The organism is Pseudomonas sp. FG36 (assembly GCF_057809275.1).
The window spans coordinates 1-26,600 of the sequence record NZ_JBMDJQ010000026.1 but is presented as its reverse complement, the minus strand read 5'-3'; the positions used below and the strand labels follow the sequence as shown (position 1 = coordinate 26,600).

At 65.2% G+C, this 26,600-nt stretch carries 26 protein-coding genes; 13 read left to right on the top strand and 13 right to left on the bottom strand.

The features are described from left to right. Positions 1-50: 50 nt before the first annotated feature. Complete coding sequence (locus ACODS9_RS18985; RefSeq protein ID WP_046856709.1) at positions 51-386, bottom strand: ArsR/SmtB family transcription factor; 336 nt, start codon at positions 384-386, stop codon at positions 51-53. Between the two features lie 51 nt (positions 387-437). On the opposite strand from ACODS9_RS18985, the gene ACODS9_RS18980 reads away from it, so the two are divergent. Further along, complete coding sequence (locus ACODS9_RS18980; RefSeq protein WP_489094502.1) at positions 438-1,529, top strand: NADH:flavin oxidoreductase/NADH oxidase; 1,092 nt, start codon at positions 438-440, stop codon at positions 1,527-1,529. 31 nt (positions 1,530-1,560) lie between these two features. Here ACODS9_RS18980 and ACODS9_RS18975 read toward each other — a convergent pair whose 3' ends face one another. The 5 genes from ACODS9_RS18975 to ACODS9_RS18955 all read right to left on the bottom strand — a co-directional run bounded on the left by ACODS9_RS18975 (position 1,561) and on the right by ACODS9_RS18955 (position 8,086). Beyond that, the gene (locus ACODS9_RS18975; RefSeq protein ID WP_489094501.1) at positions 1,561-2,805 is read right to left on the bottom strand and encodes an NAD(P)/FAD-dependent oxidoreductase; all 1,245 of its coding nucleotides are present in this window, start codon (positions 2,803-2,805) and stop codon (positions 1,561-1,563) included. Between the two features lie 3 nt (positions 2,806-2,808). Continuing rightward, positions 2,809-4,386 carry an aldehyde dehydrogenase (NADP(+)) gene (locus ACODS9_RS18970; RefSeq protein WP_489094500.1) on the bottom strand — a complete coding sequence of 526 codons (1,578 nt, stop codon included), beginning with the start codon at positions 4,384-4,386 and terminating at the stop codon, positions 2,809-2,811. 144 nt (positions 4,387-4,530) lie between these two features. Beyond that, complete coding sequence (locus ACODS9_RS18965) at positions 4,531-5,478, bottom strand: dihydrodipicolinate synthase family protein (RefSeq protein ID WP_367856848.1); 948 nt, start codon at positions 5,476-5,478, stop codon at positions 4,531-4,533. Positions 5,479-5,519: 41 nt separating this feature from the next. Beyond that, entirely contained in the window at positions 5,520-6,446 is a 927-nt protein-coding gene (locus ACODS9_RS18960) for a 4-hydroxyproline epimerase (RefSeq protein ID WP_401104214.1), read from the bottom strand. A gap of 23 nt (positions 6,447-6,469) precedes the next feature. Continuing rightward, entirely contained in the window at positions 6,470-8,086 is a 1,617-nt protein-coding gene (locus ACODS9_RS18955) for an APC family permease (RefSeq protein WP_489094499.1), read from the bottom strand. Between the two features lie 244 nt (positions 8,087-8,330). On the opposite strand from ACODS9_RS18955, the gene ACODS9_RS18950 reads away from it, so the two are divergent. Both ACODS9_RS18950 and ACODS9_RS18945 read left to right on the top strand, forming a co-directional pair. Beyond that, positions 8,331-9,101 carry an AraC family transcriptional regulator gene (locus ACODS9_RS18950; RefSeq protein ID WP_401104208.1) on the top strand — a complete coding sequence of 257 codons (771 nt, stop codon included), beginning with the start codon at positions 8,331-8,333 and terminating at the stop codon, positions 9,099-9,101. A gap of 105 nt (positions 9,102-9,206) precedes the next feature. After that, the gene (locus tag ACODS9_RS18945; RefSeq protein WP_401104205.1) at positions 9,207-10,055 is read left to right on the top strand and encodes a tail fiber protein; all 849 of its coding nucleotides are present in this window, start codon (positions 9,207-9,209) and stop codon (positions 10,053-10,055) included. Here the strand turns inward: ACODS9_RS18945 and ACODS9_RS18940 are convergent, their stop codons facing one another. After that, positions 10,056-10,943 (bottom strand): LysR family transcriptional regulator, encoded by an 888-nt coding sequence (locus tag ACODS9_RS18940; RefSeq protein WP_110697921.1) that lies wholly within the window; start codon positions 10,941-10,943, stop codon positions 10,056-10,058. It abuts the gene before it with no gap. A 192-nt stretch (positions 10,944-11,135) separates the two neighbouring features. Between ACODS9_RS18940 and moaB the strand changes: the two genes are divergently transcribed. Next, positions 11,136-11,675, top strand: a complete 540-nt coding sequence (moaB, locus tag ACODS9_RS18935; RefSeq protein ID WP_139673042.1) for a molybdenum cofactor biosynthesis protein B — start codon at positions 11,136-11,138, stop codon at positions 11,673-11,675. A gap of 159 nt (positions 11,676-11,834) precedes the next feature. On the opposite strand, the gene ACODS9_RS18930 is transcribed toward moaB, so the two are convergent. Both ACODS9_RS18930 and moaA read right to left on the bottom strand, forming a co-directional pair. Further along, positions 11,835-12,734, bottom strand: coding sequence for a bestrophin family protein (locus tag ACODS9_RS18930; RefSeq protein ID WP_489094498.1), 900 nt, complete (start codon positions 12,732-12,734; stop codon positions 11,835-11,837). Between the two features lie 21 nt (positions 12,735-12,755). Continuing rightward, complete coding sequence (gene moaA / locus ACODS9_RS18925) at positions 12,756-13,760, bottom strand: GTP 3',8-cyclase MoaA (RefSeq protein WP_401104199.1); 1,005 nt, start codon at positions 13,758-13,760, stop codon at positions 12,756-12,758. 254 nt (positions 13,761-14,014) lie between these two features. Here moaA and ACODS9_RS18920 point away from each other — a divergent pair, with 254 nt between their 5' ends. Next, positions 14,015-16,342, top strand: a complete 2,328-nt coding sequence (locus ACODS9_RS18920; protein WP_489094497.1) for an FdhF/YdeP family oxidoreductase — start codon at positions 14,015-14,017, stop codon at positions 16,340-16,342. A 116-nt stretch (positions 16,343-16,458) separates the two neighbouring features. Here ACODS9_RS18920 and ACODS9_RS18915 read toward each other — a convergent pair whose 3' ends face one another. After that, complete coding sequence (locus ACODS9_RS18915; protein WP_046856697.1) at positions 16,459-16,917, bottom strand: Lrp/AsnC family transcriptional regulator; 459 nt, start codon at positions 16,915-16,917, stop codon at positions 16,459-16,461. Between the two features lie 152 nt (positions 16,918-17,069). On the opposite strand from ACODS9_RS18915, the gene ACODS9_RS18910 reads away from it, so the two are divergent. Further along, positions 17,070-18,245: a trans-sulfuration enzyme family protein gene (locus tag ACODS9_RS18910; protein WP_046856696.1), complete on the top strand. Its 1,176-nt coding sequence runs from the start codon at positions 17,070-17,072 to the stop codon at positions 18,243-18,245. A 26-nt stretch (positions 18,246-18,271) separates the two neighbouring features. Here the strand turns inward: ACODS9_RS18910 and ACODS9_RS18905 are convergent, their stop codons facing one another. Further along, entirely contained in the window at positions 18,272-18,508 is a 237-nt protein-coding gene (locus ACODS9_RS18905) for an HP1242/YdcH family protein (protein WP_046856695.1), read from the bottom strand. Positions 18,509-18,624: 116 nt separating this feature from the next. Between ACODS9_RS18905 and ACODS9_RS18900 the strand changes: the two genes are divergently transcribed. The 5 genes from ACODS9_RS18900 (at position 18,625) to ACODS9_RS18880 (ending at position 23,321) form a co-directional block, all read left to right on the top strand. Beyond that, positions 18,625-18,990 carry a 5-carboxymethyl-2-hydroxymuconate Delta-isomerase gene (locus tag ACODS9_RS18900; protein WP_046856694.1) on the top strand — a complete coding sequence of 122 codons (366 nt, stop codon included), beginning with the start codon at positions 18,625-18,627 and terminating at the stop codon, positions 18,988-18,990. A 164-nt stretch (positions 18,991-19,154) separates the two neighbouring features. Next, entirely contained in the window at positions 19,155-20,789 is a 1,635-nt protein-coding gene (locus tag ACODS9_RS18895) for a phosphoethanolamine transferase (RefSeq protein WP_489094496.1), read from the top strand. 100 nt (positions 20,790-20,889) lie between these two features. Further along, on the top strand, positions 20,890-22,023 hold the full coding sequence (rnd, locus tag ACODS9_RS18890; protein WP_110697933.1) for a ribonuclease D: 1,134 nt from the start codon (positions 20,890-20,892) through the stop codon (positions 22,021-22,023). Next, entirely contained in the window at positions 22,020-22,313 is a 294-nt protein-coding gene (locus ACODS9_RS18885) for a YcgL domain-containing protein (protein ID WP_023630461.1), read from the top strand. Before rnd ends, ACODS9_RS18885 begins: the two co-directional genes overlap by 4 nt. Before the next feature lie 75 nt (positions 22,314-22,388). Further along, positions 22,389-23,321, top strand: coding sequence for a D-2-hydroxyacid dehydrogenase (locus ACODS9_RS18880; protein ID WP_367856840.1), 933 nt, complete (start codon positions 22,389-22,391; stop codon positions 23,319-23,321). Positions 23,322-23,406: 85 nt separating this feature from the next. Here the strand turns inward: ACODS9_RS18880 and ACODS9_RS18875 are convergent, their stop codons facing one another. Beyond that, positions 23,407-24,000: a nitroreductase family protein gene (locus tag ACODS9_RS18875; protein ID WP_401104183.1), complete on the bottom strand. Its 594-nt coding sequence runs from the start codon at positions 23,998-24,000 to the stop codon at positions 23,407-23,409. A gap of 146 nt (positions 24,001-24,146) precedes the next feature. Here ACODS9_RS18875 and ACODS9_RS18870 point away from each other — a divergent pair, with 146 nt between their 5' ends. Next, on the top strand, positions 24,147-24,596 hold the full coding sequence (locus ACODS9_RS18870; RefSeq protein WP_102681719.1) for a YcgN family cysteine cluster protein: 450 nt from the start codon (positions 24,147-24,149) through the stop codon (positions 24,594-24,596). Between the two features lie 26 nt (positions 24,597-24,622). After that, positions 24,623-25,831, top strand: a complete 1,209-nt coding sequence (locus tag ACODS9_RS18865) for a hypothetical protein (RefSeq protein ID WP_489094495.1) — start codon at positions 24,623-24,625, stop codon at positions 25,829-25,831. 93 nt (positions 25,832-25,924) lie between these two features. Here the strand turns inward: ACODS9_RS18865 and ACODS9_RS18860 are convergent, their stop codons facing one another. Continuing rightward, positions 25,925-26,248 carry a DUF2892 domain-containing protein gene (locus ACODS9_RS18860; protein WP_489094494.1) on the bottom strand — a complete coding sequence of 108 codons (324 nt, stop codon included), beginning with the start codon at positions 26,246-26,248 and terminating at the stop codon, positions 25,925-25,927. Positions 26,249-26,600 lie beyond the last annotated feature (352 nt).

The following is a 26,600-nucleotide window of genomic DNA, read 5'->3' as shown; positions in this document are numbered from 1 at the left end:
TGTGCCTGGACTATCGATGGAAACGGCTCCCGCCGCTAGCAGGCCGCGGTTCAACGCTGCTCGAGAATGCTGCCCAGCAACCCTGGAAAACGGCTTTCGAGCTCATCGCTGCGCAACGAGTTCATGTGCGTGGTACCGACATTACGGGTGTACACCAGCCCCGAGTCACGCAGTACACGGAAGTGATGGGACATGCTCGACTTGGGCCGGCCGCCGTCCAGCTCGCCGCAGCTGGCTTCGGCAACACCCGCCAGGCGGCGCACGATATCCATGCGCACAGGGTCGCTCAGCGCGTAGAGCAGGCGCTCCAGCGTCAGGTCTTCGGGATTGGGGTGGGTATAGGCTCGCATGGTCGACATGATAACGGGGGTTTCACAAATTGCCATAGTTCGAATATGATCGAACAATCGTATCCACCCTGTCCCTGGAGTTACCTCATGGCCGCCTTGTTCGAACCCTACACCCTCAAAGACGTCACCCTGCGCAACCGCATCGCCATTCCGCCGATGTGCCAGTACATGGCCGAAGATGGCCTGATCAATGACTGGCACCAGGTGCATTACGCAGGCCTGGCCCGTGGTGGCGCCGGCCTGGTGGTGGTCGAGGCCACCGCGGTGTCCCCGGAAGGGCGCATCACCCCCGGCTGCGCCGGGATCTGGAATGACACCCAGGCCCAGGCGTTCGTGCCGGTGGTCAAGGCGATCAAGGCCGCCGGTTCCGTGCCGGGCATCCAGATCGCCCACGCCGGGCGCAAGGCCAGCGCCAACCGCCCCTGGGAAGGTGACGACCACATCGCCGCCGACGATGCCCGTGGCTGGGACACCATCGCCCCGTCCGCCATCGCCTTCGGCGCCCACCTGCCGAAAGTGCCGAAGGCCATGACCCAGGACGATATCGCCCGGGTCAAGCAGGACTTCGTCGATGCCGCGCGCCGTGCCCGCGATGCCGGTTTCGAATGGATCGAGCTGCATTTTGCCCATGGTTACCTGGGCCAGAGCTTCTTCTCCGAGCATTCCAACCAGCGCACCGATGCCTACGGCGGCAGCTTCGACAACCGCACGCGCTTCCTTTTGGAAACCCTGGCCGCCGTGCGTGAGGTGTGGCCGGAGAACCTGCCGCTGACCGCTCGCTTTGGCGTGCTGGAGTATGACGGCCGTGACGAGCAGACCCTGCAGGAATCCATCGAACTGGCGCGCCGGTTCAAGGCCGGTGGCCTGGACCTGCTGAGCGTCAGCGTTGGTTTCACCATTCCTGAGACCAACATCCCGTGGGGGCCGGCGTTCATGGGCCCGATCGCCGAACGTGTGCGTCGCGAGGCCAAGCTGCAGGTGACCTCGGCCTGGGGCTTCGGTACCCCGGAGCTGGCCGAAGGCGCGTTGCAGGCCAACCAGCTGGACCTGGTGTCGGTGGGGCGTGCGCACCTGGCTGACCCGCACTGGCCGTATGCCGCTGCCAAGGCCCTGGGCGTGGACAAGGCTTCGTGGACCTTGCCAGCGCCTTATGCGCACTGGCTCGAGCGTTATCGCTGAGTGAGGCAGGGGCCGCCACGCGGCCCCCGTTTCAAAACCGGCTCAAACGATAGGCCCCGATTTGCGGGCAGTCTTCGCCAGTTACCAACTGCCCCATCCATTCCGCCGTCACCGCCGCCTGGGTCAACCCCAAATGCTGGTGCCCGAACGCCAGCAACACCTTGCCATCGGCCACCCGGTCGATCACCGGCAGCGAATCCGGCAACGAAGGCCGGAACCCCATCCACGGCGTCGCCCCCTCGGCATCCAGCTCGCGCCGAAACAAACCCTTGCTCAACCTGTGCAGTTGCCACGCCCGCTGCATGCTCGGCGGCGCCTCAAGCCCGGCGAACTCCACCGTGCCGGCCAGGCGCAGGCCGTCGGCCATGGGCGTCATGATGAACTTGCGCTCCAGCGAGGTGACGGCAAACGGCAGGCGCTGCAGCTCCGCCGGTAGCATCAGGTGGTAGCCGCGCTCGGTATCCAGGGGCACTCGCCGGCCGGTCAGGGTAGCGGTGAGCTTGGCCGAGTGGGCGCCGGCGCTGATCAACACCTGGCTGGCCTCGACGGGGCCCTGGTCGCTGGCAAGGCTGACGCCCTGGCCATGCACCCGGCCGCCACTGACCTCGGCGCGCAGAAAGCGTACGCCGCTGGCCCTTGCGGCGCTGAACAGTTCGCAGACCACTTGATAGGGGTCGAGGAAGTGACCGGTGCGCGGGAAGAACAGGCCACCCAGGATCGACGGGCTCAACTGCGGCGCCGCTTCGCTCACCGCCTCTGCCGACCACAGGTCCACGGGTACGCCCTGTGCCTGCATGCGGCTGCGCAACGCCGCGAGCACCTGGCGCGATTCATGGCGTTCGAACACCAGCAGCGACCCGTCTTCCTTGAGCAAGGGGCTGCGGTCGATGGATGCGAGCAGCCGTTGCCAGGCGCCAAGGCTGTTTTCATTCAACGCCCGAATGCCCGCCACGCTGCGCTGGAACGGCGCCGGGCGCAGGTTCAGCAGCAGCCGGGTGAACCAGGGCAGGGCGCGGGGCAGGTACTTCCAGTCCAGGCGCAGCGGGCCCATCGGGTCCAGCAACATCGCCGGCAGGCGCTTGAGGATCGACAGGTCGGCGATGGGAAACACCTGCTCGGTGGCCAGGTGCCCGGCGTTGCCATACGAAGCGCCATGGCCCGGAGCCTGGCGATCGATCAGCAGCACCCGGCGGCCCTGGCGTGCCAGCTGCAGGGCACAGGCGACGCCGACGATGCCGGCGCCGACCACGGCGATGTCCGTGTCAGTGGCGGTCATGGTTCAGGCTTCCCGCTGGCCATCGAGCAGCCGCCGCAGGTGCAGCGGATTGGCCTGCTGCAATGCATCGGGCAGCAGGGCGTCGGGGAAGTCCTGGTAGCACACCGGGCGCAGGAAGCGCAGGATCGCCGCAGTGCCCACCGAGGTACTGCGGGCGTCCGAGGTGGCCGGGAACGGGCCGCCATGGACCATGGCGTCGCTGACCTCGACCCCGGTCGGCCAGCCATTGACCAGGATCCGCCCGGCCTTGCGTTCGAGGGTCGGCAGCAGGCGGCGGGCGCTGTGCAGATCGGCCTCGTCCAGGTGCAGGGTGGCGGTCAGTTGGCCTTCCAGATGCTCGGCCACTTGGCGGATTTGCTCATCGTTGTCGCATGCCACCACCAGTGAAGTAGCGCCGAACACTTCGGCTTGCAGCGTAGGGTCGGCAAGAAACGCCTGGGCGGTGGTGACGAACAACTGAGCCTGGCACTGGTTCGGCCCCTGCGCCGGCAGGCCGGTCGCCGCGCACCGGGCGTTTTGGTTTTCGCTCAGCGCTGCCACGCCGACCGCATAGGCATTGGCGATACCCGGAGTAAGCATGGTCTGCGCTGCGGCTTGGCGAATATGGGCGCTGGCGGCAACCAGGAAGTGCTCGAGGGCCTGGCCCTGTCGGGCGACCACCAGCCCGGGATTGGTGCAGAACTGGCCGGCACCTTGGGTCAGCGAAGTGACAAAGCCTTGCGCCAGGGCTTCACTGCGCGAGCGCAAGGCGCCATCGAACAGGAACACCGGGTTGATAGCGCTCATTTCGGCATAGACGGGGATCGGCTCCGGGCGCGCCTGGGCCGCCTGGCAAAGGGCGAGGCCACCGCTGCGTGAACCAGTGAAACCGACCGCCTTGATACGTGGATCAGTGACCAGGCCGATGCCTAGTTCACGGCCAGCGCCGTACAACAGGGAAAACACGCCTTCGGGCAGTTCGCACTGCGCGACCGCCCGGGCCACGGCCTGGCCAACCAGCTCGCTGGTGCCGGGGTGGGCGCCGTGGGCCTTGACCACCACCGGGCAGCCCGCGGCCAGTGCCGAGGCGGTGTCGCCGCCGGCCACCGAGAAGGCCAGCGGGAAGTTGCTGGCGCCAAACACCGCCACCGGGCCCAGGGCCACCTGGCGTTGGCGCAGGTCCGGGCGGGGCAGGGGCTGGCGCTCGGGCAGGGCATTGTCCACGCGCACATCAAGCCACTCACCGGCGCGTACCACCCGGGCGAAGGTGCGCAGCTGGGCGCAGGTGCGGCCACGCTCACCCAGCAGGCGGGCCTTGGGCAGGCCGGTCTCGGCGTGGGCGCGGTCGATCAGCGCATCGCCAAGTGCTTCGATCTGTTCGGCGATGGTTTCGAGAAAACCGGCGCGCTGTTCGAGGGGCGTTTCGCGGTAGGCATCGAATGCCGCCCAGGCCAGGGCGCAGGCCTGAGCCACCTGTTCGCCGCTGGCGCCGGCATAGGCGGGTTCCAGGGCCTGGTTGCTGCTCGGGTCGATGGCGCGGATCGCTTCGCGGTTGCCGGGCACGGCACGCTGGCCGATCAGCAGGTTGCCTGTCAGGGTCATGGGGCGTCCTTTGGGATTGAGTTCGAGAGAAAGCGGGCCGCTGTGCGGCCCATCGCCGGCAAGCCGGCTCCCACAGGTACTGCGCAAGGCTTGAAGCTTGTGGGCGCTGGCTTGCTGACGATGGGGGCGAAGCAGCTCCTGGAGTCAGGCCTGGTTCTGCTCGGCCGACCAGCTGGCGTACCAGCTGCGGAACAGCGCGTACTGCTGCTCGGCATAGTTGCGCTGGGCGTCGCTGAGGGCATCGGTTTCGTTGAAGTGCAGGCGGTACTCGGTGTCGCCGTTGAGCACCATCAGGTGCTTGTAGTACAGCACCAGGTCGCAGCCTTCATCGAACGACGACAGTACCGCCAGCGCTGCTTCCAGCTCACGTGCCTGACGCCGGGCCTTGGCATCGCCCTTGGCGGCGCGCTTGCTCAGGCTGACCAGTTGCAGCACTTCGCGGGGCAGCGCGTTGCCGATGCCGGTGATGGCGCCGGTGGCGTTGCAGTTGACGAAGCCATGCACCACTTGCGTGTCGACGCCCACCATCAGGGTCACAGCGTCGTCCTGGGAGGTGATGTGCTCGGCGGCGTAGCGCAGGTCGGCGCCTCCGCCGAACTCCTTGAAGCCGATCAGGTTCGGGTACTCGCGGCGCAGTTCGAAGAACAGGTCGGCGCGGGTGGCGAAGCCGTAGTAGGGGCTGTTGTAGATCACCGCCGGCAGCTTCGGCGCGGCGGCGAGGATCGCCGAGAAATGGTGCTTCTGGGCGATCAGCGAGGCACCGCGGGACAGCACGCGGGGGATGACCATCAGGCCGGCGGCACCGACCTTGGCGGCGTGGGCGGCATGGGATACGGCTTCGCGGGTGTTCACCGCGCCGGTGCCGACGATGGTCGGGATGCCGGCGGCCACCAGGCGCGCCACGCCTTCCTGGCGCTCGGCCTCGGTCAGCAGCGGCCAGTCGCCCATCGAGCCGCAGTACACCACCGCGCTCATGCCGGCGTCGATCAGTTCGCGGCCCTTGCGGACCAGTGCGTCGAAGTCCGGCTTGCGCTCGGCGGTGCAGGGAGTCATCAGGGCGGGCATGGTGCCGGTGAAGATGTTGTCGGTCATTGTTGTCACTCCTGGCGGTATTCAGTGGGAAATGAACGGGGTCAGATGCCCCAGGCGAACGGATCCTGTTCGTCGATCAGCAGGGTGCTGTCGGCGGTCATGTGGGCGCGGCCGGTGATGAACGGGCGAATGCGTTCGCCGTCGCGTTCGTAGCGGCCCTGGAAGCGGCTGCCGGTGATGCTGGCCTGGACCCAGGTCTGGCCTTCGGCGAGCTTGCCGTCGGCGGCCAGGCACGCCAGCTTGGCGCTGGTGCCGGTGCCACAGGGCGAGCGGTCGTAGGCCTTGCCAGGGCACATGACGAAGTTGCGGCTGTCGGCGTTGGCGTCGTCGGCGAACAGCTCGACATGGTCGATCGGGGCGCCGTCCTCGCCGCTGATGCCTTGTGCTTCGAGGGCCTTGAGCAGGGCCCAGGTGTAGTCGGTAAGGACTTCGCGGTTGTCCAGCTCGATACGCTGGCCGTGGTCGGAGACCAGGAAGAACCAGTTGCCGCCCCAGGCGATGTCGCCACACACCTGGCCATGCCCAGGCACTTGCACCGCTACCTGCCGGCGGTAGCGGTAGGACGGCACGTTGCCGACAGTGACTGAGCCATCGTCGTGCAGGGTGGCGCTGACCTGGCCGACCGGTGTATCGATCTTGTGCACGCCAGGCTCGATCAGGCCGAGGTGGCGCAGCGAAGCAACCAGGCCGATGGTGCCGTGACCGCACATGTTCAGGTAGCCGGCGTTGTTGAAGAAGATCACCCCGCAGGTCGCATCCGCGGACACCGGGGGGCAGTACAGCGCGCCCACCAAGACATCGTTGCCGCGCGGCTCCAGCAGGCAGGCGCGGCGCCAGTGGTCGTGCAGCTCGCGCAGTTCGTCGCGCTGCTCGGCCATGCTGTGGCCGTGCAGTGGCGGGAAGCCCTTCATCACCAGGCGGGTCGGTTCGCCGCCGGTGTGGGAGTCGATGACATGAACCAGTTTCATCAGCGTGTCCATTGTGTAGTGGGTCAGGAGGCGACAGCGGCGGGTTGCCCGCCGGCATGGGATTCGCTGCTGGCTTCGCTTTCGTCGTCGCCATCGAGGCGCACCAGCCGCGCCGGTACTCCGGTGGCGGCGCCCCAGTAGTAGATGCCCAGGGCACTGGCAGCCACGAGCACGGTATCCAGCGGGTGGCCGATCACGCCCAGGCCACCGAAGCTGCCCAGCCAGGAGAGGAAAATGGTCACGGCGTAGAAGCCGATCAGCCAGGCCGACGAGCGCACCTGCTGGCCCAGCGACAGGTGTTCGGTAGGCACGAAACGGCGGCACAGCAGGTACAGCACGAACATCACGATCTGCAGCGCCAGCAGCCAGGACACGGTGTTCCAGCCCGACCAGTAGACGATCAGCGCGGCGATGATGAACGACAGCGGGCCGAGCACGCCCATGCCCTTGACCCGGAACGGCCGGGCCATGTCCGGGGCGCTGCGGCGCAGGGCGGCCACGGACACCGGGGCTACGGCGTAGCTCAGCACCAGCGCGGCGGAGACCACGTTGATCAGCGCCTCCCACGACGGGAACGGCAGGGTCCAGAACACCGCCAGGGCGAAGGTCAGCCACAGCGCCGGGCGCGGGATGCCGGATTGCTCGTCGATGCGGGTGAAGTACTTGAAGAAGGTGCCGGTCTGCGCCCAGCCGTAGATCACTCGCGGGGTGGCGTTCATGTAGATGTTGCCGCAGCCGCTGGGCGAGATCACCGCGTCGGCCACCACCAGGTAGGCCAGCCAGCCGACGCCCAGGGCCAGGGCGATGTCACGGTAGGGCAGGGCCAGTTCCTTGGTCACCCCGGCCCAGCCGTTGGCAATCATCTCGGTCGGCACGCTGCCGAGGAACGCCAGTTGCAGCAGGGCATAGATAGCGGTGGACAGCAGCACCGAGAGAATCAGCGCGATGGGGATGGTGCGCTGCGGGTTCTTCACCTCGCTGGCCACCGAGATGATCGGGGTCAGGCCCAGGTAGGCGAAGATGATGCCGCCGGCCGACACCGCCATTTCCACGCCGGACAGGCCGAACGGGGCAAAGCCCTGGACCTCGAAGTTCTCCGGTTTGAAGAAGGTGAACAGCACGCCGATCACCAGCAGCGGCACGATGAACTTGAACACGCTGACCAGGTTGTTGGCCTTGGCGAAGGTCTTCACGCTGCGGTAGTTGAGCACGAAGAACAGCCCCAGCAGGGCGAACTGCACCAGCCAGCCGAGCACCGTCGGGTCGCTGGAGCCGCTCTTGGTCAGCGCCGGAAACCAGGCCGCGGCGTACTGGCGCGAGGCGACCACCTCGATGGCGATCAGGCTGGAGAAGGCGATCAGCGTGATGAAACCCATCAGGTAGCCCAGCAGCGGGCCGTGGGAGTACACTGGGTAGCGCACCACGCCGCCGGCCCGTGGCAGGGCGGCGCCGAGCTCGCAGTAGACGATGCCCAGCAACAGCACGGCGAAACCGCCGAGGAACCAGGAGAGGATGCCGGCCGGCCCGGCGATGGCCGAGACGTGGCTGGCGGCGAACAGCCAGCCCGAGCCGAAGATGGCACCGAGGCCGATGAAGGTGAGGTCCAGCAATGACAGCTGTTTCTTGAATTTGCCTGACATGGGTGCGCCTTCTTGTAGGTTTTGGATAGGCAGGTCTGATGTCACGATGCGGCGGCATGCGCCGCGTTCTTGTAGGTCATGGGGCGGCTTGCGTGGGGCATAGAGTGGACCGATCGCGGGCTCGGTTCTTGATGGTTTTCTGCAAGGTGGGTGACGAAATCGGCATAGTCGGGAGCAAGTGCTGGCGCTCGGAGGGGGCTGCTGACTAGGCTTGCAGGGCGCCAGAACCACTAGAGATAACCGCATGTCCGAGCAACCGTTGACTGCGCTGTACCAGCACCTCGACCAGCACCGCCCCGAATCCCTCGAAGCCCTGCTCACCGGCGTGGTCTGGCTGCTGCCGATGCTGGACGTCATCGCCAATGCGGCGATCTTCATCAAGGACGACCAGGCTCGCTATGTGCTGGCCAACCGCACGCTGGTCCAGCGATGCGGTTTGAAACATCTGCAACCGCTGCTGGGCAAGACCAGCGCCGAGGTGTTCCCGGCGCGCCTGGGCCCCGGCTACACCGAGCAGGATCGCCGGGTGCTGGAGCAGGGCCAGGTGCTGGAGGACCAGCTCGAGCTGCACCTGTACGGCAGCCGCGAGCCGGGCTGGTGCCTGACCCACAAGCGCCCGCTGTACGACGCGGCGGGGGCGATCATCGGCCTGGTGGGCATTTCGGTCGACCTGCAGTCAGCCGCCGATACCCACCCCGCCTACCAGCGGTTGGCGGCGGTGGACGCGCATATCCGCGCGCATTTCCACCAGCCGATCAGCATGGGCGAGCTGACGCGCATCGCCGGCATCTCGGTGGCGCAACTGGAGCGCTACTGCAAGCGGGTGTTCCACCTCACACCCCGGCAGATGATCCACAAGGCCCGTCTGGAACATGCGCACCACCTGCTGCACAGCGACCTGCCGATCATCGAGGTGGCGCTGCGCTGTGGCTACACCGACCACAGCGCGTTCAGCCGGCAGTTCAGGCAACTGACCGGTTTCACGCCGCGGCAGTACCGGATGGCAACGAATTGAAGGCTCGATGCATAAATGCATTGAATGAATATGCTGAAATGCATAAAATGGATTTCTGCGCTACTCAGTAGCGTGTGTAAATTCAATCGATACAGGATGTTCACGATGACAACCGCTTATACCGCCAAGAATTCCCTGCCTTTTGCGGCGCTACCCACTACCGATGGTGTCGTGCAGTATTTTCGTGCGACCAGCACCAACGTAGCGGATGCGTCCTATGCTCCCGATGGTCTGGCAGCTGCGCCGATCTACGGCCTTGGTGGCCAACTGTTGCAAGGCAACGAGATTGTCGCTGGCGGCAACGTGACGCTGGTTTCCTACCTCGGTCCACTGCTCAACCAGGGAGGTCTGTGCTGGATCCTGCTGAACTGCGAGGGTGGTGCCCAGCAGGTGGCCAATGCCACGCATAGCCAGCAGGCCGTGACGCTTGGCCAGATCATCGGTTTCTCTGGAGCCGCGCCTGGTGACATCAAGTTCTCCGCAGCCAATGAGGCGCCGGTGGGCTGGCTGAAGGCCAATGGAGCATTGGTGTCTCGCGCCGAGCATGGTGCATTGTTCGCAGCCATCGGCACCACTTATGGCGCTGGCGATGGTGTCACGACCTTCGGCCTGCCTGACCTGCGCGGTGAGTTCATCCGTGGCTTCGATGACGGCCGTGGGGTAGACCAAGGCCGGGCATTCGGCTCCTGGCAGAAGGGCAGCCTCTACCCCTACGACACTACCCAGAGCAGTGCCAACGGTGTCTGGAGTGCATCTACCACACAGAACGACGGTCCGGCTTCGCAAGTCGCGATGGGCGTGGATGCCTACTCCACCGCCGAGTATTCGACCATTTCGCTGGGTGGGGTCGATGCGAAGGTCAACTATGCATTGCCAGGTCTGTTCGGTGACCGTGGTTACTCCGGGATCACCCGTCCACGCAACATGGCCATGCTCGCATTGATCAAGTGCTGATCACTCGCTGCTGAACAGGGCGCGGGCCTCGTCGAAGCACTGCTCGGCGATGGCCGAGCGTGGCTCGCTGCGGCGCAGTAGCAGGCCGACCGGGCTGTGGATGCTGGCCTCCTGCACGGGGATGATGCGCATGTGCTGGCTGAGGTCTTCCAGGCCGCAATCCAGCGGCATGATCGCGCAGCACACGCCGGTGTTGATCGCCTGGATCAGCTGGAAGGTCGAGTCACTCTCGAGCACGGCGTTGGGCGTAAGGCCCCGGCTGCGGAAGCTCAGGTCGAGGGACTGGCGGTAGTGCATGCCTTTGCTCAGCAGGCCCAACGGCAGGTCGCCCAGGTCTTCCCAGTGCAGGCTGTCGGCCTCGAACTGGAAGTGCCGGGTGTCGTGCAGCAGGCCCATGGTGGTGATGCTCAGTTCGATCACTTCGAAGAAGCTGGTGTTGACCTGGTCGAGGTAGCAGATGCCGAGGTCGAGCTGGTTGCGGCTCAGGCCGTCGATCACCTGCTCGGAGCTCAGCGACGACAGCTGGAAGTGCAGCTCGGGGTACTTCGCGCGCAACGGCATCAGCAGTTGCATGGGGTTGAAGCTGGCCAGCGGCACGGTACCCAGGCGCAGGCTGCCGACCACCTGGCCCCGGCAGCTGGCGGCCTCGGCCTGCAGGCCGTCGTGGGCGGCGAGCAGGGTGCGGGCCCAAGCCAGGATGCGTTCGCCGGCTTCGGTGAAGCCTTCGAAGCGCTGGCCGCGCTTGACCAGCACCAGGTCGAGTTCGTCTTCGAGGTTGCGCAGGCGCATGGACAGGGTCGGCTGGGTGATGTGGCACAGCGCCGCGGCCTGGCCGAAGTGGCGGGTCTGGTCGAGGGCGATGAGGAACTTGAGCTGTTTGATGTCCATGGTGCGGCCTGGGTTGCGGGGTGGGTAGACCTTAACCAAGAGTGAAGCACCTGGCTAATCATTGCTGACAAATTCGCTGGCCTGTCGCGGGCAGGCGATAGAAACCGTCGATCACCCGGTACGCGCTATCGATTGGACGCTACCGGGGCTTCTCTCTAACGTGGCCGCCAAGCCAATCCTGGAGCAAAGGCCATGAGCGTGAAACCGGACGCGGTGTTCGTACCGCTGAACATCGCGGTGCTGACCGTCAGCGACACCCGCACCTTTGAGACCGACACTTCCGGCGAGCTGCTGGCTAGCCGCGCCGTCGGCGTGGGCCACCGCCTGGTGGCGCGCGAGCTGCTCAAGGACGACCTGTACAAGATCCGCGCCCAGGTCGCCACCTGGATCGCCGACGAACAGGTGCAGGTGGTGCTGATCACTGGTGGCACCGGTTTCACTGGCCGCGACAGCACGCCGGAAGCGGTGGACTGCCTGCTGGACAAGCGCATCGACGGGTTCGGCGAGTTGTTCCGCGCCTTGTCGATTCTCGATATCGGCACCTCGACCGTGCAGAGCCGGGCCCTGGCCGGCATGGCCAACGGCACCCTGGTGTGCTGCCTGCCGGGCTCGACCGGCGCCTGCCGCACGGCATGGGAGGGGATCCTGGCCGAGCAGCTGGATGCGCGGCACCGGCCGTGCAACTTCGTCCCGCACCTCAAACCAATCGGGGCCTGCGAAAGCCGCGGTTGATCCGACTCTATCGCGGAGCAAGTTCTTTCCCACGCATTCCCTGAACACAGTTGTTGCCGGTACGGCCCTATCGCCGGCAAGCCGGCTCCCACAGGGGGCACCCTGCCTTGTGGGAGCCGGCTTGCCGGCGATAGGACTGCGCAGCAGCCCCCGGCAATGTCAGCTCAACACATGATCCACCGGCACCAACGCCGGTGGCAGTGGCTCATGCCCCAGCGCCGACAGCACATCGCGCTCTATGGTACGCACCAGTGCATCGGTCGGCAGGTCGTTCTCATCCCGCCCGAATGGGTCTTCCAGCTCGTTGCCGATCGCATCCAGGCCGAAGAAGGTGTAGCTGACGATGGTGGTGAACAGCGGTGCCAGCCAGCCCAGCGGTTCGGCCAGGGCGAACGGCAGCAGCAGGCAGAAGATGTAGATGGTGCGGTGCAGCAGCAGGGTATAGGGGAACGGCAGTGGCGTGCCCTTGATCCGCTCGCAGGTGGCCTGTACGTCCGACAGGCCGGCCAGGCGCTGCTCCAGCAAGGTGTAGCGGAACTCGCTGATCGCTCCACGCTCCGCCAGCCGTGAACAATGTTCGCCCACCTCGCGCAGGATGCCGTCGCAGACATTGTGCGTCACTATCTGCGCCTTCTCGCCCAGCCAGGGGCGGGCGGCGCCGAGCTCGTCTTCGTTGCGCAGCCGGGCATTGAGGGCATGGGCGAAGGCACAGAGGCTGCGCAGCAGTTCCTTGCGCAGCGCCTCATCCTTGATCACCACGCTTTCGCGCACGAACGAGCGCACCTCGATGATCATCCGCCCCCAGGCCTTGCGGCCTTCCCACCAGCGATCGTAGCAGGCGTTGTTGCGAAAGCTCATGAAGATCGACAGCGACAGCCCCAACAGGGTGAAGGGCGTGGCGCTGACCGGGTAGAACAGCGCCGGGTAGTGCCGCTCGACCAGCACGATCAGCGCCGCGAGCAAGGTCACCGCCAGGCAGCGCAGGGCGATGCGCTGGACGATCGAGCCTTTGAGGGTGAACAGCACGCGCAGCATGTCGGGGCGTGAGTGGACGATCAAGGCGGTTCCAGAGGCGGCCGATCAGCCGCCGGTCATGTTCATGAAGCGCAGGATCTGCACCTCGCCGCCCACTTCGAAGTGGTGACGGTAGGGTTTGAGCTGCATGGCGTCGCGAATGGCTTTTTCCAGGCGGGCGCTGTCGCCGGGATGCTGGCGCATGACCTGCTTGAGGTCCACCGAGTGTTCGTTGCCCAGGCACAGCAACAGGCGGCCTTCGACGGTCAGGCGCACGCGGTTGCAGGTGGCGCAGAAGTTGTGGCTGTGGGGCGAGATGAAGCCGACCCGGGTGTTGGGCGCCTCGGCCAGGCGCCAGTAGCGCGCCGGGCCCTGGGACGACTCGGCCGACTCGACCAGGGTGAATTGCTCGGCCAGGCGCGCGCGTACGTCGTCGCTGGAGCAGAACGACTCGCCGCGCTCGTGCTCGCTGATCACGCCCAGGGGCATCTCTTCGATGAAGGAGATGTCTAGTTCGCGGTCGATGGCGAAACGCACCAGGTCGACGATCTCGTGGTCGTTGCGGCCCTTGAGCACCACCGCGTTTAGCTTGGTGCGGCGAAAGCCCGCGGCGCGGGCGGCGTCGATGCCGGCGATCACCTGCGCGAGGTCGCCGGTGCGGGTCAGGGCACGGAAGCGCTCGGGGTCGAGGCTGTCGAGGCTGATGTTCAGGCGCGACACGCCGGCATCGAACAGCGGCTGAGCCAGGCGGCCGAGCTGCGAGCCGTTGCTGGTCAGGCACAGTTCGCGCAGGCCGGGCAGGGCGGCGATGCGCCCGCAGAGCTCGACGATGCCTTGGCGTACCAGCGGCTCGCCGCCGGTCAGGCGGATCTTGCGCGTGCCCAGGGCGACGAAACGCTCGGCGACCTGGTACAGCTCTTCGAGGCTGAGAATCTGCTGGCGCGGCAGGAACTGCATGTCTTCGGCCATGCAATAGACGCAGCGAAAGTCGCAGCGGTCGGTAACCGACATCCGCAGGTAATCGACTTTGCGGTTGAAACCGTCGATCAGGGCCTGGGGGTTCTTTTCCACGTTCGCGCTCGACATTGAAGTGGTTGGGGGCGGCGAAAGGCCGCGGATAAGGTCCAAGCTATAACCTGCGCCCATTGGCGTCAAATTGCTTTGCCCGACCATTCGATCAGTCTCCTCTATCACGGCTGCAGGCCGCGCCGGCCAAGGGCTTGGCCCGGTGATCGAAACGGTTTATCACGCCGTCATTTATTTCGATTGGACGCAGCAAGGGGCGCTTCTTAGGCTGGAAAAAACACCGTGCGGAGAAGCGCAGCATGAGCCAGGACGAACACATCAGGGACTACAAGGGGCCGGCTGCCGGCTGGGGCGCGCTCAAGAGCGTGACCAAGAGCTGGCTGGGCAGCGAGAACGCCTTCAAGAACCTGCGGGCCATGCTCAAGACCAACCAGAACGGTGGTTTCGACTGCCCGGGTTGCGCCTGGGGCGAATCGCCGGAAAGCGACATGGTCAAGTTCTGCGAGAACGGCGCCAAGGCGGTCAACTGGGAAGCCACCGGGCGCTCGGTGGATCCGGCGTTCTTCGCCCGCTATAGCGTCAGCGCCTTGCTCGAGCAGACCGACTACTGGCTCGAGTACCAAGGCCGCATCACCCACCCGATGCGCTACGACGCGGCCACCGACCATTACGTCGAGATCAGCTGGGACGAGGCATTTGCCCTGGTCGCCCGGCACCTGAACGGCCTCGCTTCGCCCGACCAGGCCGAGTTCTATACCTCTGGCCGGGCCAGCAACGAGGCGGCGTTCCTCTACCAGTTGTTCGTGCGTGCCTACGGCACCAATAATTTCCCCGACTGCTCGAACATGTGCCACGAGGCCAGCGGCGTGGGCATGGCCGAAACCCTCGGCGTGGGCAAGGGCACCGTGGTGTTCCATGACCTGGAGCTGGCCGATGCGATCTTCGTGATTGGCCAGAACCCCGGCACCAACCACCCGCGCATGCTCGAACCGCTGCGCGAGGCGGTCAAGCGTGGTGCCCAGGTGGTCTGCTTCAACCCGCTCAAGGAGCGCGGGCTCGAGCGCTTCCAGCATCCGCAGCACCCGTTCGAGATGCTCAGCAACGGCTCCGAGCCGACCAACACCGCGTACTTCCGTCCGGCGCTGGGTGGCGACATGGCAGCCATGCGCGGCATCGCCAAGTTCCTCCTACAATGGGAGCGCGAGGCGCAGCTGAACGACGAGCCGCCGGTGTTCGACCACGCCTTCATCGCCGAGCATACCAGTGGCGTCGAGGCCTACCTGGCGGTGGTGGATGCCACGCCCTGGGACCATATTGTCGAGCAGTCGGGCCTGAACAAGGCTGAGATCGAGCTGGCCGCGCGCATGTACCGCAAGGCCGAGCGGGTGATCATGTGCTGGGCCATGGGCGTCACCCAGCACCGCCACTCGGTGCCCACCGTGCAGGAAATCGTCAACCTGCAGCTGCTGCGTGGCAACGTCGGCAAACCCGGCGCTGGCCTGTCGCCGGTACGCGGCCACAGCAACGTGCAGGGCGACCGCACCATGGGCATCGACGAGAAACCCAAGGCCGCGCTGCTCGACGCCATCGAGAAACGCTTCCAGTTCAAGGTGCCCCGCGAGCACGGCCATAACGCCGTGCTGGCGATCCAGGCAATGGAAGAAGGGCGGGCCAAGGTGTTCGTCGCCCTGGGCGGCAACTTCGCCCAGGCGACTCCGGACACCCCGCGTACCCATGCGGCGCTGCGCAACTGTGAACTGACCGTGCAGATCTCCACCAAGCTCAACCGCTCGCACCTGGTCACCGGGCGCGATGCGCTGATCCTGCCGTGCCTTGGCCGCACCGAGATCGATATCCAGACCGAAGGGCCGCAGGGTGTCACCGTGGAGGACACCTTCAGCATGGTGCATATCTCCCATGGCCAGCTGAAACCGCGTTCTGCAATGCTGCGTTCGGAGCCGGCCATCGTCGCCGGCATGGCCAAGGCCACCTTGGGCAATCGGCCCATCGACTGGGACTATGCGATTGCCGACTATGGCCGCATTCGCAGCATGATCGCCGACGTGATTCCCGGCTTCGCCGACTTCAACGCACGCCTGCAGCATCCGGGCGGCTTCCACCTGGGCAACCACGCGGCGGACCGCAACTTCCGCACGGCCACCGGCAAGGCGCGTTTCACCCCGAGCCAGTTGCCGGAGCAACTGGTCAACGCGGCTGTGCTGGCCCGCGGTGACAAGCCGGACCTGATCCTGCAGACCTTGCGCTCCCACGACCAGTACAACACCACGCTGTATGGGCTCGATGACCGTTACCGTGGCGTGTTCGGGCTGCGCGAGGTGGTGTTCGTCAACGAGGCCGATATCCGTCGCCTGGGCTTCGAGCCGGGCGAGCAGGTGGATATCGTGTCGTTGTGGGAGGACGGCCACGAGCGGCGAGTGTCGGGCTTCCGCCTGGTGTCCTATGACGTGCCTGAAGGGCAGGCGGCGGCCTATTACCCGGAAACTAATCCATTGGTGCCGCTGGAAAGCTACGGCGAGGGGACCTACACACCAACCTCGAAGTTCGTGGCGATCAGGCTGGAGAAGGCCAAGGCGGGAAACCGGATCGAGGCTACCCTGGCTGACTGACAGGGCGGCCCTCATCGCTGGCAAGCCAGCTCCCACAGGGATGGTGTTTGGCTTGAGGTCGACGCCGTCGGGGTGGGAGCCAGCTTGTCGGCGATCAGGCCCTGCCAGAGATCATTTCAGCGCCCCACCGGATACGCCGTGGTGTACTTCATCTGCTCCATGGCAAAACTCGAGGTGATGTTCGACAGCCCGTCGGTGCTGGTGATCAGCTTCTTGTAGAAGCGGTCGTAGGCGGCGATGTCGCCTACCACTACCCGCAGCATGTAGTCCCAGTCGCCGGACATGCGATACACCTCCATCACCTCCTCGAACGCCGTCACCGTGGCGGCGAACTGCGCCAGCCAGGCGCTGTCGTGGCGTTGGGTCTTGAGCTGGACGAACACCGTCAGGCCCAGGCCCAGGCGCTCGGGGTCGAGCAGGGCGACGCGGCCGCGAATGTAGCCTTCTTCCTCCAGGCGCTTGACCCGCTTCCAGCACGGCGTGGTGGACAGGTTGACCGCTTCGGCCAGGTCCTTGAGGGACAGCGAGGCGTCGCGCTGGAGCAGGGTGAGGATATGCTGGTCGAAACTGTCCATGACGTCGTATGGCCGATTGCGAGAAAAGTTTCCCGAGAGTAGCCGCTCGCTGGGAACGTTGGAACCGTTTCGGCCGCTGCGTCGATGGAAATGTTCCGCTGGCGCCTGGGGGTGGTGGATATGAGATAGTGGTGGTTTTCCACCCTCAGGCAATGGACCCGACCATGTCCGACAAACCGCGCAATTTCGCCACCCGCACCATCCACGCCGGCGAGCAGTCCAGCGTCGCCGACAACGCCATCTTCCCGGCCATCGTCACTTCCAGCTCGTTCATCAAGCGCGGCCTGGACGACAACCCCGAATACGCCTACAGCCGGGTCAGCAACCCGACCCGGCATGCCTACGAGACCTGCGTGGCCGCACTGGAGGAGGGCGTCGGCGCGGTCGCCTGCGCCTCGGGCGTCAGCGCCACCGCCACGGTGCTCGAGCTGCTGTCCAAGGATGCCCATGTGGTGGTGATGAACGGCGTCTACGGCGGCACCTTCCGCCTGCTGGAAGATTACCGTGGACGCACCTCGGGCCTGACCACCACCTATGTCGACCTCAACGATGTCGAGGCGGTGGCTGCGGCGATCCGCCCCGAGACCCAGCTGATCTGGATCGAGTCGCCGACCAACCCGCTGCTGCACCTGGTGGACATCAAGGCGGTCTGCGAACTGGCCCGTGAGCGGGGGGTGATGACCTGCATCGACAACACCTTCTGCTCGCCTTGGAACCAGCAGCCGATCACTTTGGGCGTGGACCTGGTGATGCATTCGGCGAGCAAGTACATCGGCGGCCATTCCGACCTGACCGGCGGCGTGGTGGTGGCGGCCAACCACGAGTTGCTGGGGCGCCTGCGCAAGATCAGCATGGCGGTCGGCGCGATCCAGGGGCCGTTCGACTGCTACCTGGCATTGCGCGGGCTGAAGACCCTCGATGTGCGCATGGAGCGCCAGAGCGCCAACGCCCTGCGTGTGGCGCAGTTCCTCGAACAGCATCCGCAGGTCGAGCAGGTCTACTACCCTGGCCTGGAAAGCCACCCGCAGCATGACCTGTGCAAGCGTCAGATGCGCACGGGCGGCGCGGTGGTGGCGCTGCGTATCAAGGGCGATCGGGCCGCGGTCAACCGCCTGGTCGAGGCGCTGTCGATCTTCGTCCTGGCCGACTCGCTGGGCGGTGTGGAGAGCATGATCAACCACTCCTGGAGCATGTCGCACAACTCCCTGAGCCCGGAGCAGAAGGGCGTGATGGGGATCAGTGAGAACCTGCTGCGGCTGTCGATCGGGATCGAGGATTACCGCGATCTGATCGAGGATCTGGAGGGGGCGCTGAAGGCGTCCGCGTAACGGACGCCGACGTTATCGCGGGGGAATCAGGATTTGGGTGGGTGGACGATGCGTTCGATCTTGTCCTTGATCAGCACCCGCTCCTTGCGCAGGCGGTTTACGGTGTCGTCGCCGGTGGCATTGCCTTCGGCGGCGAGCACTTCCTTGTCCTTGGCGTTGTATTCCTTGTGCAGCTTGTGCAGGTCGTGATCCTTGTCGATCAGGGCCTGGAACTGTTCGGCGGTCACGTGCAGGTCTGCGAGCAAATCATGCGGAACTGGCATTTCTTCACCTCTCTCAGGGTTGGTAAACGAGCCTGAACCAAGAGGATAGTCGCCTTTGCCGTATTGCGGGACTGGGTTAGGCTGTCGCATCCCCCTGCGTGAACGGAACCTGCGCCATGCCTCACCTGAACCTGGAATACAGCGACAACCTGCGCGATCTCAATGTCGATGTGCTGCTGCTGCGCCTGAACCACGCCCTGGTCGGCAGTGGCCAGTTTGCCGAGGAGCTGGACATCAAGAGCCGCGCCCAGGCCTTTGCCCAGTATCGGGTGGGCACCGCCCCGGGCGAACGGGCTTTCGCCCATGTGCGCCTGGCGATCCTCAGCGGGCGCACGCAGCAGGTGAAACAGCAGTTGTCGAACAGCCTGCTCGAGGTGTTGCGCGAGGCGATTGCGGCCCAGCCTGGGCTGGACATTCAGTTGTGCGTGGAAGTCCTGGATATCGACCGCGAGCCGTACGCCAAACTTCGCCTGCCTGGCTGAATGGCAGCTGAATGAAAGTTGTTTAATTCATGAAAGACGCCGGCCCACCAATTGTTGGCGTCTTTTTCACAAAAAATTGATGCTAGGCTTTCTAGAGTTCGGCCAACTTTCCAACCTGCCCGTCCGGGCGTGTTGGCCGCTGATGAACTCTTGTTGCGAACGCCATGCTCAAATTCAAATCCCTGCGCACCGAATGGGTCACGTTGCTGGCCAGCCTGTACCTGTTGATCGGCTTCAATACCTTGCTTTGGGAGCACCTGGAGTCCATCGTGCCGCCGGGCATGGTGGGGCTGTGGTTGAGCCTGGCATTCGCCGTGCTGATGCTGTTCGCCTTCAATATCATCCTCACCTTGTTGGCGTTTCGTTATGTATTGAAACCAGTATTGATTGTATTGTTCATCAGCGGTGCAAGTGTCGCTTACTTCATGAATCAATATGGCGTACTTATTGACACCGGCATGTTCCGTAATGTGGCCGAAACCAATGTTGCGGAAGTGCGCGACTTGCTTTCGCTAAAGTTCGCCGCTTATATCCTGCTGTTGGGTGTACTGCCGTCGCTGCTGGTGTGGAAGGCCAGGATCACCTATCGCCCCTGGCACCGTGAGCTGCTGGGCAAGCTGGTGGTCAGCGGGGCCTGCGTCGCCGCCCTGGGCTCGGTGGCGCTGGTCAACTACCAGGGCTTGGCGTCGTTGTTTCGCAACCACCATGAACTGCGCCTGATGCTTACGCCGAGCAATATCGTGGGGGCCTCCATCGGCTATGTCAGCGAGCAAGTGGGCACGGCCACCCGGCCCTTCCAGCGCTATGGCGAGGATGCCCGTCGCGATGCGGCCTGGCAGCACCAGCGCAAGTCGCTGACCGTGCTGGTGGTCGGCGAAAGTGCGCGGGCGGAAAACTTCGGCCTGCTTGGCTATGCCCGCGACACTACCCCGCAATTGAGCAAGGAGCGGGGCCTGCTGAGCTTTACCGACGTCCACTCCTGCGGCACCGAGACTGCCGTGTCGGTGCCCTGCATGTTTTCCGGCATGCCGCGCAAGGACTACGACGCCCGCGTGGCGAAGAACCGCGAAGGCCTGCTCGACATCCTCCAGCGCGCGGGGTTGGCGGTGCAGTGGCGCGACAACCAGTCCGGCTGCAAGGGCACCTGTGATCGGGTGCAATTTATCGACGTGAGCAACCTGCAGGACCCGAGCCTGTGCGCCAGCGGCGAATGCCATGACGAGATCCTCCTGCAGGGCCTGGCCGAGTTGCTCGACAACCTCGACCAGGACACCGTGCTGGTGTTGCACCAGATGGGCAGCCATGGCCCGGAATACTTCAAGCGCTACCCGGCCGGCAGCGAACCCTTCACCCCGGTGTGCCGCAGCAACGCCCTGAACCAGTGCAGCCAACAGGAGATCGTCAACGGCTACGACAACACCCTGGCCTACACCGACAAGGTACTGGCGACCTTGATCGATACCTTGCGCAGCAAGCAGGACAAGGTCGACACCGCGATGATCTATCTTTCAGATCATGGCGAGTCGCTGGGCGAGTACAACCTGTTCCTGCACGGCACGCCCTACATGATCGCGCCGGAGCAGCAGAAGCACGTGCCGCTGCTGGCCTGGTTCTCCGACAGCTACCGCGAGGACTTCGGCGTGGACACCGAATGCCTGGGCAAGCTGCGCGATGCGCCGTTGTCGCAGGACAACCTGTTCCACTCGATGCTCGGCCTGTTGCAGGTGCGCACCGAGGTCTACCAGCGCTCGCTGGACCTGTTTGCCGGCTGCCGACCCTGGCTGGCGGCCGATCGCTGAGCGTACCGACGATCAGCACCAACGATGGCGTGGCTTGCGAGGTTTCACCCATTGCGCCCGCGCCGTATATACTGCGCGCCAATGTTAGTGGGAGAGCCTCGTGGCCATCGAAATTCACTGGATCCGTGACGACCAGACCCTGGCCCAGCACTGCCGAAGCTGGCGTGAGCTGCCCTTTGTGGCCCTCGACACCGAATTCATGCGGGTCGACACCTTCTACCCGAAAGCCGGGTTGATCCAGATCGGTGACGGCAAACGTGCCTTCCTCATCGACCCTTTGCTGATTCGCGACTGGCAGCCGCTGGCCGAGCTGCTCGAAGACAATGGCGTGGTCAAGGTGCTGCACGCTTGCAGCGAAGACCTGGAGGTCCTGCTGCGCCTGACCGGCAAGTTGCCGCAGCCACTGTTCGACACCCAGCTCGCCGCCGGCTACCTGAACATCGGTTTCTCCATGGGCTATTCGCGTCTGGTGCAGGACGTGCTGGGGCTCGAACTGCCCAAGGGCGAGACCCGCTCCGACTGGCTGCAGCGCCCGCTCTCGGAGACCCAGGTCAGCTACGCCGCCGAAGACGCCGTGCACCTGGCCGAACTGTTCAGCGCCTTGCGCCCGCGGCTGTCGGACGACAAGTACGCCTGGGTGCTCGAGGACGGTGCGGAGCTGGTTGCCGCGCTGCGCCGTGAAGTCGAGCCCGAGACCCTCTACCGCGACGTCAAGCTGGCCTGGAAGCTCGGCCGCCAGCAGCTGGCCGTGCTGCGCGAGCTGTGCGCCTGGCGCGAGCGTGAGGCCCGCAGCCGCGATGTGCCGCGCAATCGCATCCTCAAGGAACATTCGTTGTGGCCCATGGCCAAGAGCCAGCCGGACAGCCCGTCGGCGCTGGCGAAAATCGACGAAATGCACCCGCGTACCATCCGCCAGGACGGCGAGGCGCTGATCCAGCTGATCAAGCGCGCCGCCAGCCTGCCGCAGGAGCAATGGCCCGCGCCGCTGCCCGAGCCGCTGCCGATCGAAGCCGCCGGCATTCTCAAGCGCCTGCGCGCCATCGGCCAGGCCGAGGGTGAGCGCCTGGGCATCGCCCCGGAGCTGATGCTGCGCAAGAAAGCCCTCGAAGCGCTGCTCAAGAGCGGCTACCCCGACGGTCCCTATCAACTGCCCGATGCACTGCGCGGCTGGCGTCGCGAGCGCATGGGCCAGGCCCTGCTGGACGATCTGGCCGGTGCCGGAGATTCACGATGAAACGTATCTGCTCGATCTACAAGAGCCCCCGCAAGAACGAAATGTACCTGTATGTGCTCAAGGCCGATGGCCTGGAGCGTGTGCCCGAGGGGCTGCTGCCTTTCTTCGGCACGCCCGTGCACGCCTTCGACCTGGTGCTTAGCCCCGAGCGCAAGCTGGCCCGCGAGGACATCGCCAAGGTGCTGGAGAATCTCGACAACCAGGGCTACCACCTGCAGATGCCGCCGCCGGACGACGACTACATCGAGCACCTGCCCGAAGAACTGCTGCGCCGCAACGACCCGGCCTGATCCGGGCGCGGTCTCCTCTCTGTCTGCGGCCCGCCTGGCGGGCCGCTTCCGTTGTTTGCCAAGGTTGTGTGTCACATGCGCGTTCTGATCGCTGAACAGGATCATGCCAACTATGCCCGCCTGCTGGGCGAGGCGGCGCCGGACCTGGAGGTCCTGACCAGTGGCGATTCCGCCGAACTGGCCCGCCTGGCCCCCGACTGCCCGGTATGGCTGGGGCAGCCCGACCTGCTGGCCAGCCTGTTGCGCCAGGGCCACAAACCCCAGTGGATGCAATCGACCTGGGCCGGCATCACGCCGTTGCTGGCTGACGGCCTGCCGCGCGACTACCGCCTGACCCGGGCGGTGGGGATCTTTGGCCAGGTGATGGCCGAGTACATGCTCACCTACATGCTTGGCCATGAGCGCGATGTGCTGTCGCGCCTGGTCAGCCAGGTCGAGCGGCGTTGGGACGATCGGCCAGGGCGGACCCTGGAAGGACGCCGAGTGCTGATCGTCGGTACCGGCGATATCGGCCAGCAAGTCGCCGAGTTCCTCGTGCCCTTTGGCGTCACCTTGTACGGGGTAGCCAGCAGTGCCCGTGAGCAGGCGCCGTTCGTCGAGGTTGCCGGGCTCGACCAGTTGCCTCGCCTGGTCGGCGAGGCGGACTACGTGCTCAACCTGTTGCCCGACACACCGGCCACCCATGACCTGTACGATGCGGCACTGTTCAAGTGTTTCCGCTCCAGTGCCTTGTTCATCAATGCCGGGCGCGGCGTAGCGGTAGTCGATGCCGACCTGGTCGAGGCACTCAAGCAAGGGCACCTGGCCGGCGCGGTGATCGATGTCTGCCGCCAGGAGCCGTTGCCCCAGCGCCACCCGTTCTGGACTGCCTGGGGGCTGCTGCTGACCGGGCACAGCTCGGCGCCGACCTCGCCGGCGGCGATGGTGCGGTTGTTCGTCGGGAATGCGCAGGCGTATGCGGCAGGGCAGGGGTTGCGGGGCGAGGTGGACTTCGCGCGGGGCTACTGACAGACGTTTGCTGTCTGGCCCGCTCTCACAGGTTGTACCATCACCTGTGGGAGCGGGCTTGTCTCGCGATGAATCTGACGCAACCTTACAAGCTGAAGTCGCCTTCGGCCGCCAGCTCGCTCAACGGCCGGCGCGGGCTTGGCACTTCACGGGCCTGCAGGCCTTCGGCCAGGGTCGCCTTGTCGCCCAGCTTGCCGATTGCCACCATTGCGTGCAGTGCGTAGCCCTCGGGGATCTTCAGCTCGCGCCGGGCCAGGTCCTGGTCGAAGCCGGCCATGCCATGGGTGTGCCAGCCGCTGATGCTGGCCTGCAACGCCAGATGGCCCCAGGCCGAGCCGGTGTCGAAGGTGTGCCACAGGGCCGGCTTCTCTTCATCGGAGCCGGGTGCGGCGAAGGTGGTCTTGGAGAGGATCAGCACCAGCGCCGAGGCATGCTGCGCCCAGCTGCGGTTGAACTCGTTGAGGATGTCCAGGTAGCGCGCCCAGCTCGGCGTGTCGCGGCGGGCATAGAGGAAACGCCACGGCTGCGAGTTGTAGGCCGACGGCGCCCAGCGCGCGGCCTCGAGGAAGCTCAGCAGGGTTTCCTGGCTGATCGGTTCGTTGGTGAAGGCGCGGGGCGACCAGCGATTGATGAACTGCTCGTTGATGGCGTAGTCGGCGATGCGTGGGGTGGCGCTCATGGGGTGCTCCTGCAAGGGCTGGGACAAAGACCGCACGCTACTGCGTCCGGTGAGCACTGACAAGCGGTCTGGCGTTGCCGTCGGACTGCCTCTAGACTGGCGCCGCCGCGCGCCGCGGATTGATGTTGACTGCAGGAACACGTGTGATGATCGCCGATACCGCGCCCTTCTGGCGGCGCAAGACCCTCGACCAGCTCGATGCGCAAGAGTGGGAGTCGCTGTGCGACGGCTGCGGCCTGTGCTGCCTGCAGAAACTCGAGGACGAAGAGGACAACAGCGTCTACTACACGAGCATCGCCTGCAAGTTGCTCGACCTGCAGACCTGCCAGTGCAGCGACTACCCCAATCGCTTCCGCTTCGTGCCCGATTGCATCCAGCTGACCCCGGGCAAGGCCGACCAGTTCAAGTGGCTGCCGCCCACCTGCGGTTATCGCCTGGTCAGCGAAGGCCAGGACTTGCCGTCGTGGCACCATCTGGTCTGCGGCGATCGCGGGCAAGTGCATGAGCAACGCATTTCCCGGTCCGGGCGGATGCTCAGCGAGAACGATGTGGATGAAGACGACTGGGAAGACCACCTGATTTTTCGCGCGGGTTGAGCCGCGCGGCTACAAGGAGTTTCGCTATGCGTCGCCCGTTGTTGATGGTGCTTGGCCTGCTGCTCAGCACTCAGGCGCTGGCCAGGAAAGTCGATCTGGACTATCAGGTTCGCCTGTTGCCGCAGAGCGGTCAGGCCGAGGTGCGCCTGACCCTGGCCGACGGCAGCGTGGTGCGCAGCCTGGACTTCGACCTGGGCAAAGCCGGCGTCTACAGCGACTTCCTTGCTGATGGCCAGTGGCAGGTGCAGAACGGGCGCGGTGTCTGGCACCCGGCGTCAGGCAAGACCAGCCTCAGCTACCGCGTGCTGCTCGACCAGCAACCGAAGGGCGGTGTCCATGAAACCCGCATGACCGCGCACTGGGCGCTGTTCCGTGGCGATCAGCTGGTGCCGCCGGCGCGCCTCGACCAGCAGGACGGCACCGAACTGGTGTCGCGCCTGGCTTTCGACCTGCCGGCCGGCTGGAAGAGTGTCGAAACCGCCTGGCCGCGCATCGGTCGGCAGAAATTCCGCATCGATGACGTATCGCGCCTGTTCGATCGCCCCACCGGCTGGATGCTCGCCGGCAACCTGGGCAGCCGCCGGGCGCGCCTGGGTGATACCGAGGTGACCGTCGCCGCGCCGCAAGGGCAGGGCATGCGCCGCATGGACACCTTGACCCTGTTGACCTTCGTCTGGCCGCAGTTGCAGTCGGTGTTTCCACGCAACCCGCCCAAGTTGCTGCTGGTCGGTGCCCGCGACGAGATGTGGCGTGGCGTGCTGCCAGGCAACAATTCCCTGTACTTGCACAGTGGCCGGCCGCTGATCAGCGAGAACGGCAATAGCCCGCTGTTGCGCGAACTGGTGCAATTGTTCGCCCAGATCAACGACCGCGATGGCAGCGACTGGCTTGGCGAGAGCCTGGCCGACTATTACGCCAGCGAGCTGCTGCGGCGTGCTGGTGGCATGAGCGACGACCGTTACGAGGCGTTGCAGGCGCGCTTGCACAAGCTTGGCGACAAAGTGAATCACCTCAAGGGTGCCAAGGCCAGCCCGGCCCAGGTGGCCCGCGGCGTGCTGCTGTTGCAGGCGCTGGACCGGGAGATCCGCCTGCACAACCACGACAAGCGCTCGCTGGACGATGTCGCCCGGGCGCTGATGCGCCTGTCGAGCGTCAGCACCGAGGAGTTCGTGCAGATCAGCGAGAACGTCCTGGGGCGGCAGTCTGAAGTATTGCAAAGCAAAGTAATGCGCTAGACGCAGGATTTATCGCGGGGCAAGCCCGTTCCCACGACCCCGAACATCATTTTGAACGTGGGCTCGTGGGAGCGGGCTTGCCCCGCGATGCTTTCAACCGCCGGTCACCGTCGCGGTACGGGTTGCCGCCTCGGCGCTGGCCTTCAGCGCCTTGAGCTCGGCAGCCCCTCGTTCTATGTCGCGATGCAGGCGCAGGTATTCGGCGCGATGCCGTAACCACCACGTCTTGGTCGAGCAATGCCCGCTCACGCCACGGGCCAGCGCCAGGCCGCCGACGGCAACCTGCAACATCCCCAGCAGGCCACCGTGGCGTAGCCCCTTACTGATCATCAACGCGCCCCCAGCCAGGGAGCTGACGCGCTCCAGGCCGTGGACATTGTGTTCCGGTGTGTCCGTTGTCCAATGGATATCGTGCATTGCCGGGTCTCCTCAGGTTGGTGATATCCAGCAGACTTTGACCAGCGTGCAAGCGTTCAGTGTAATTGCCGCGTGGCTGCCCCGGACAACTTCGAGACTGTTCTGAGCAGGGGTGGTTTATAGCGATTGGTTGCAGGTGTCGTTGGCGAGTGTGCTGGCTGTAATGAAACTTTTTCAGCGTATTTAAACAGTCGTGACATGAAGGGTCGCTGTGGCTGAACGCCTGTGGAGAATCTAAGTCTCGCTTTTGCCGTTGCCGTTGCCGTTGCCGTTGCCGTTGCCGTTGCCGTTGTTTCTTGCTTTTGCTTCTAAGTGCGCGATAGTTCAGGCGACACAAATTGCGACTTCAGGA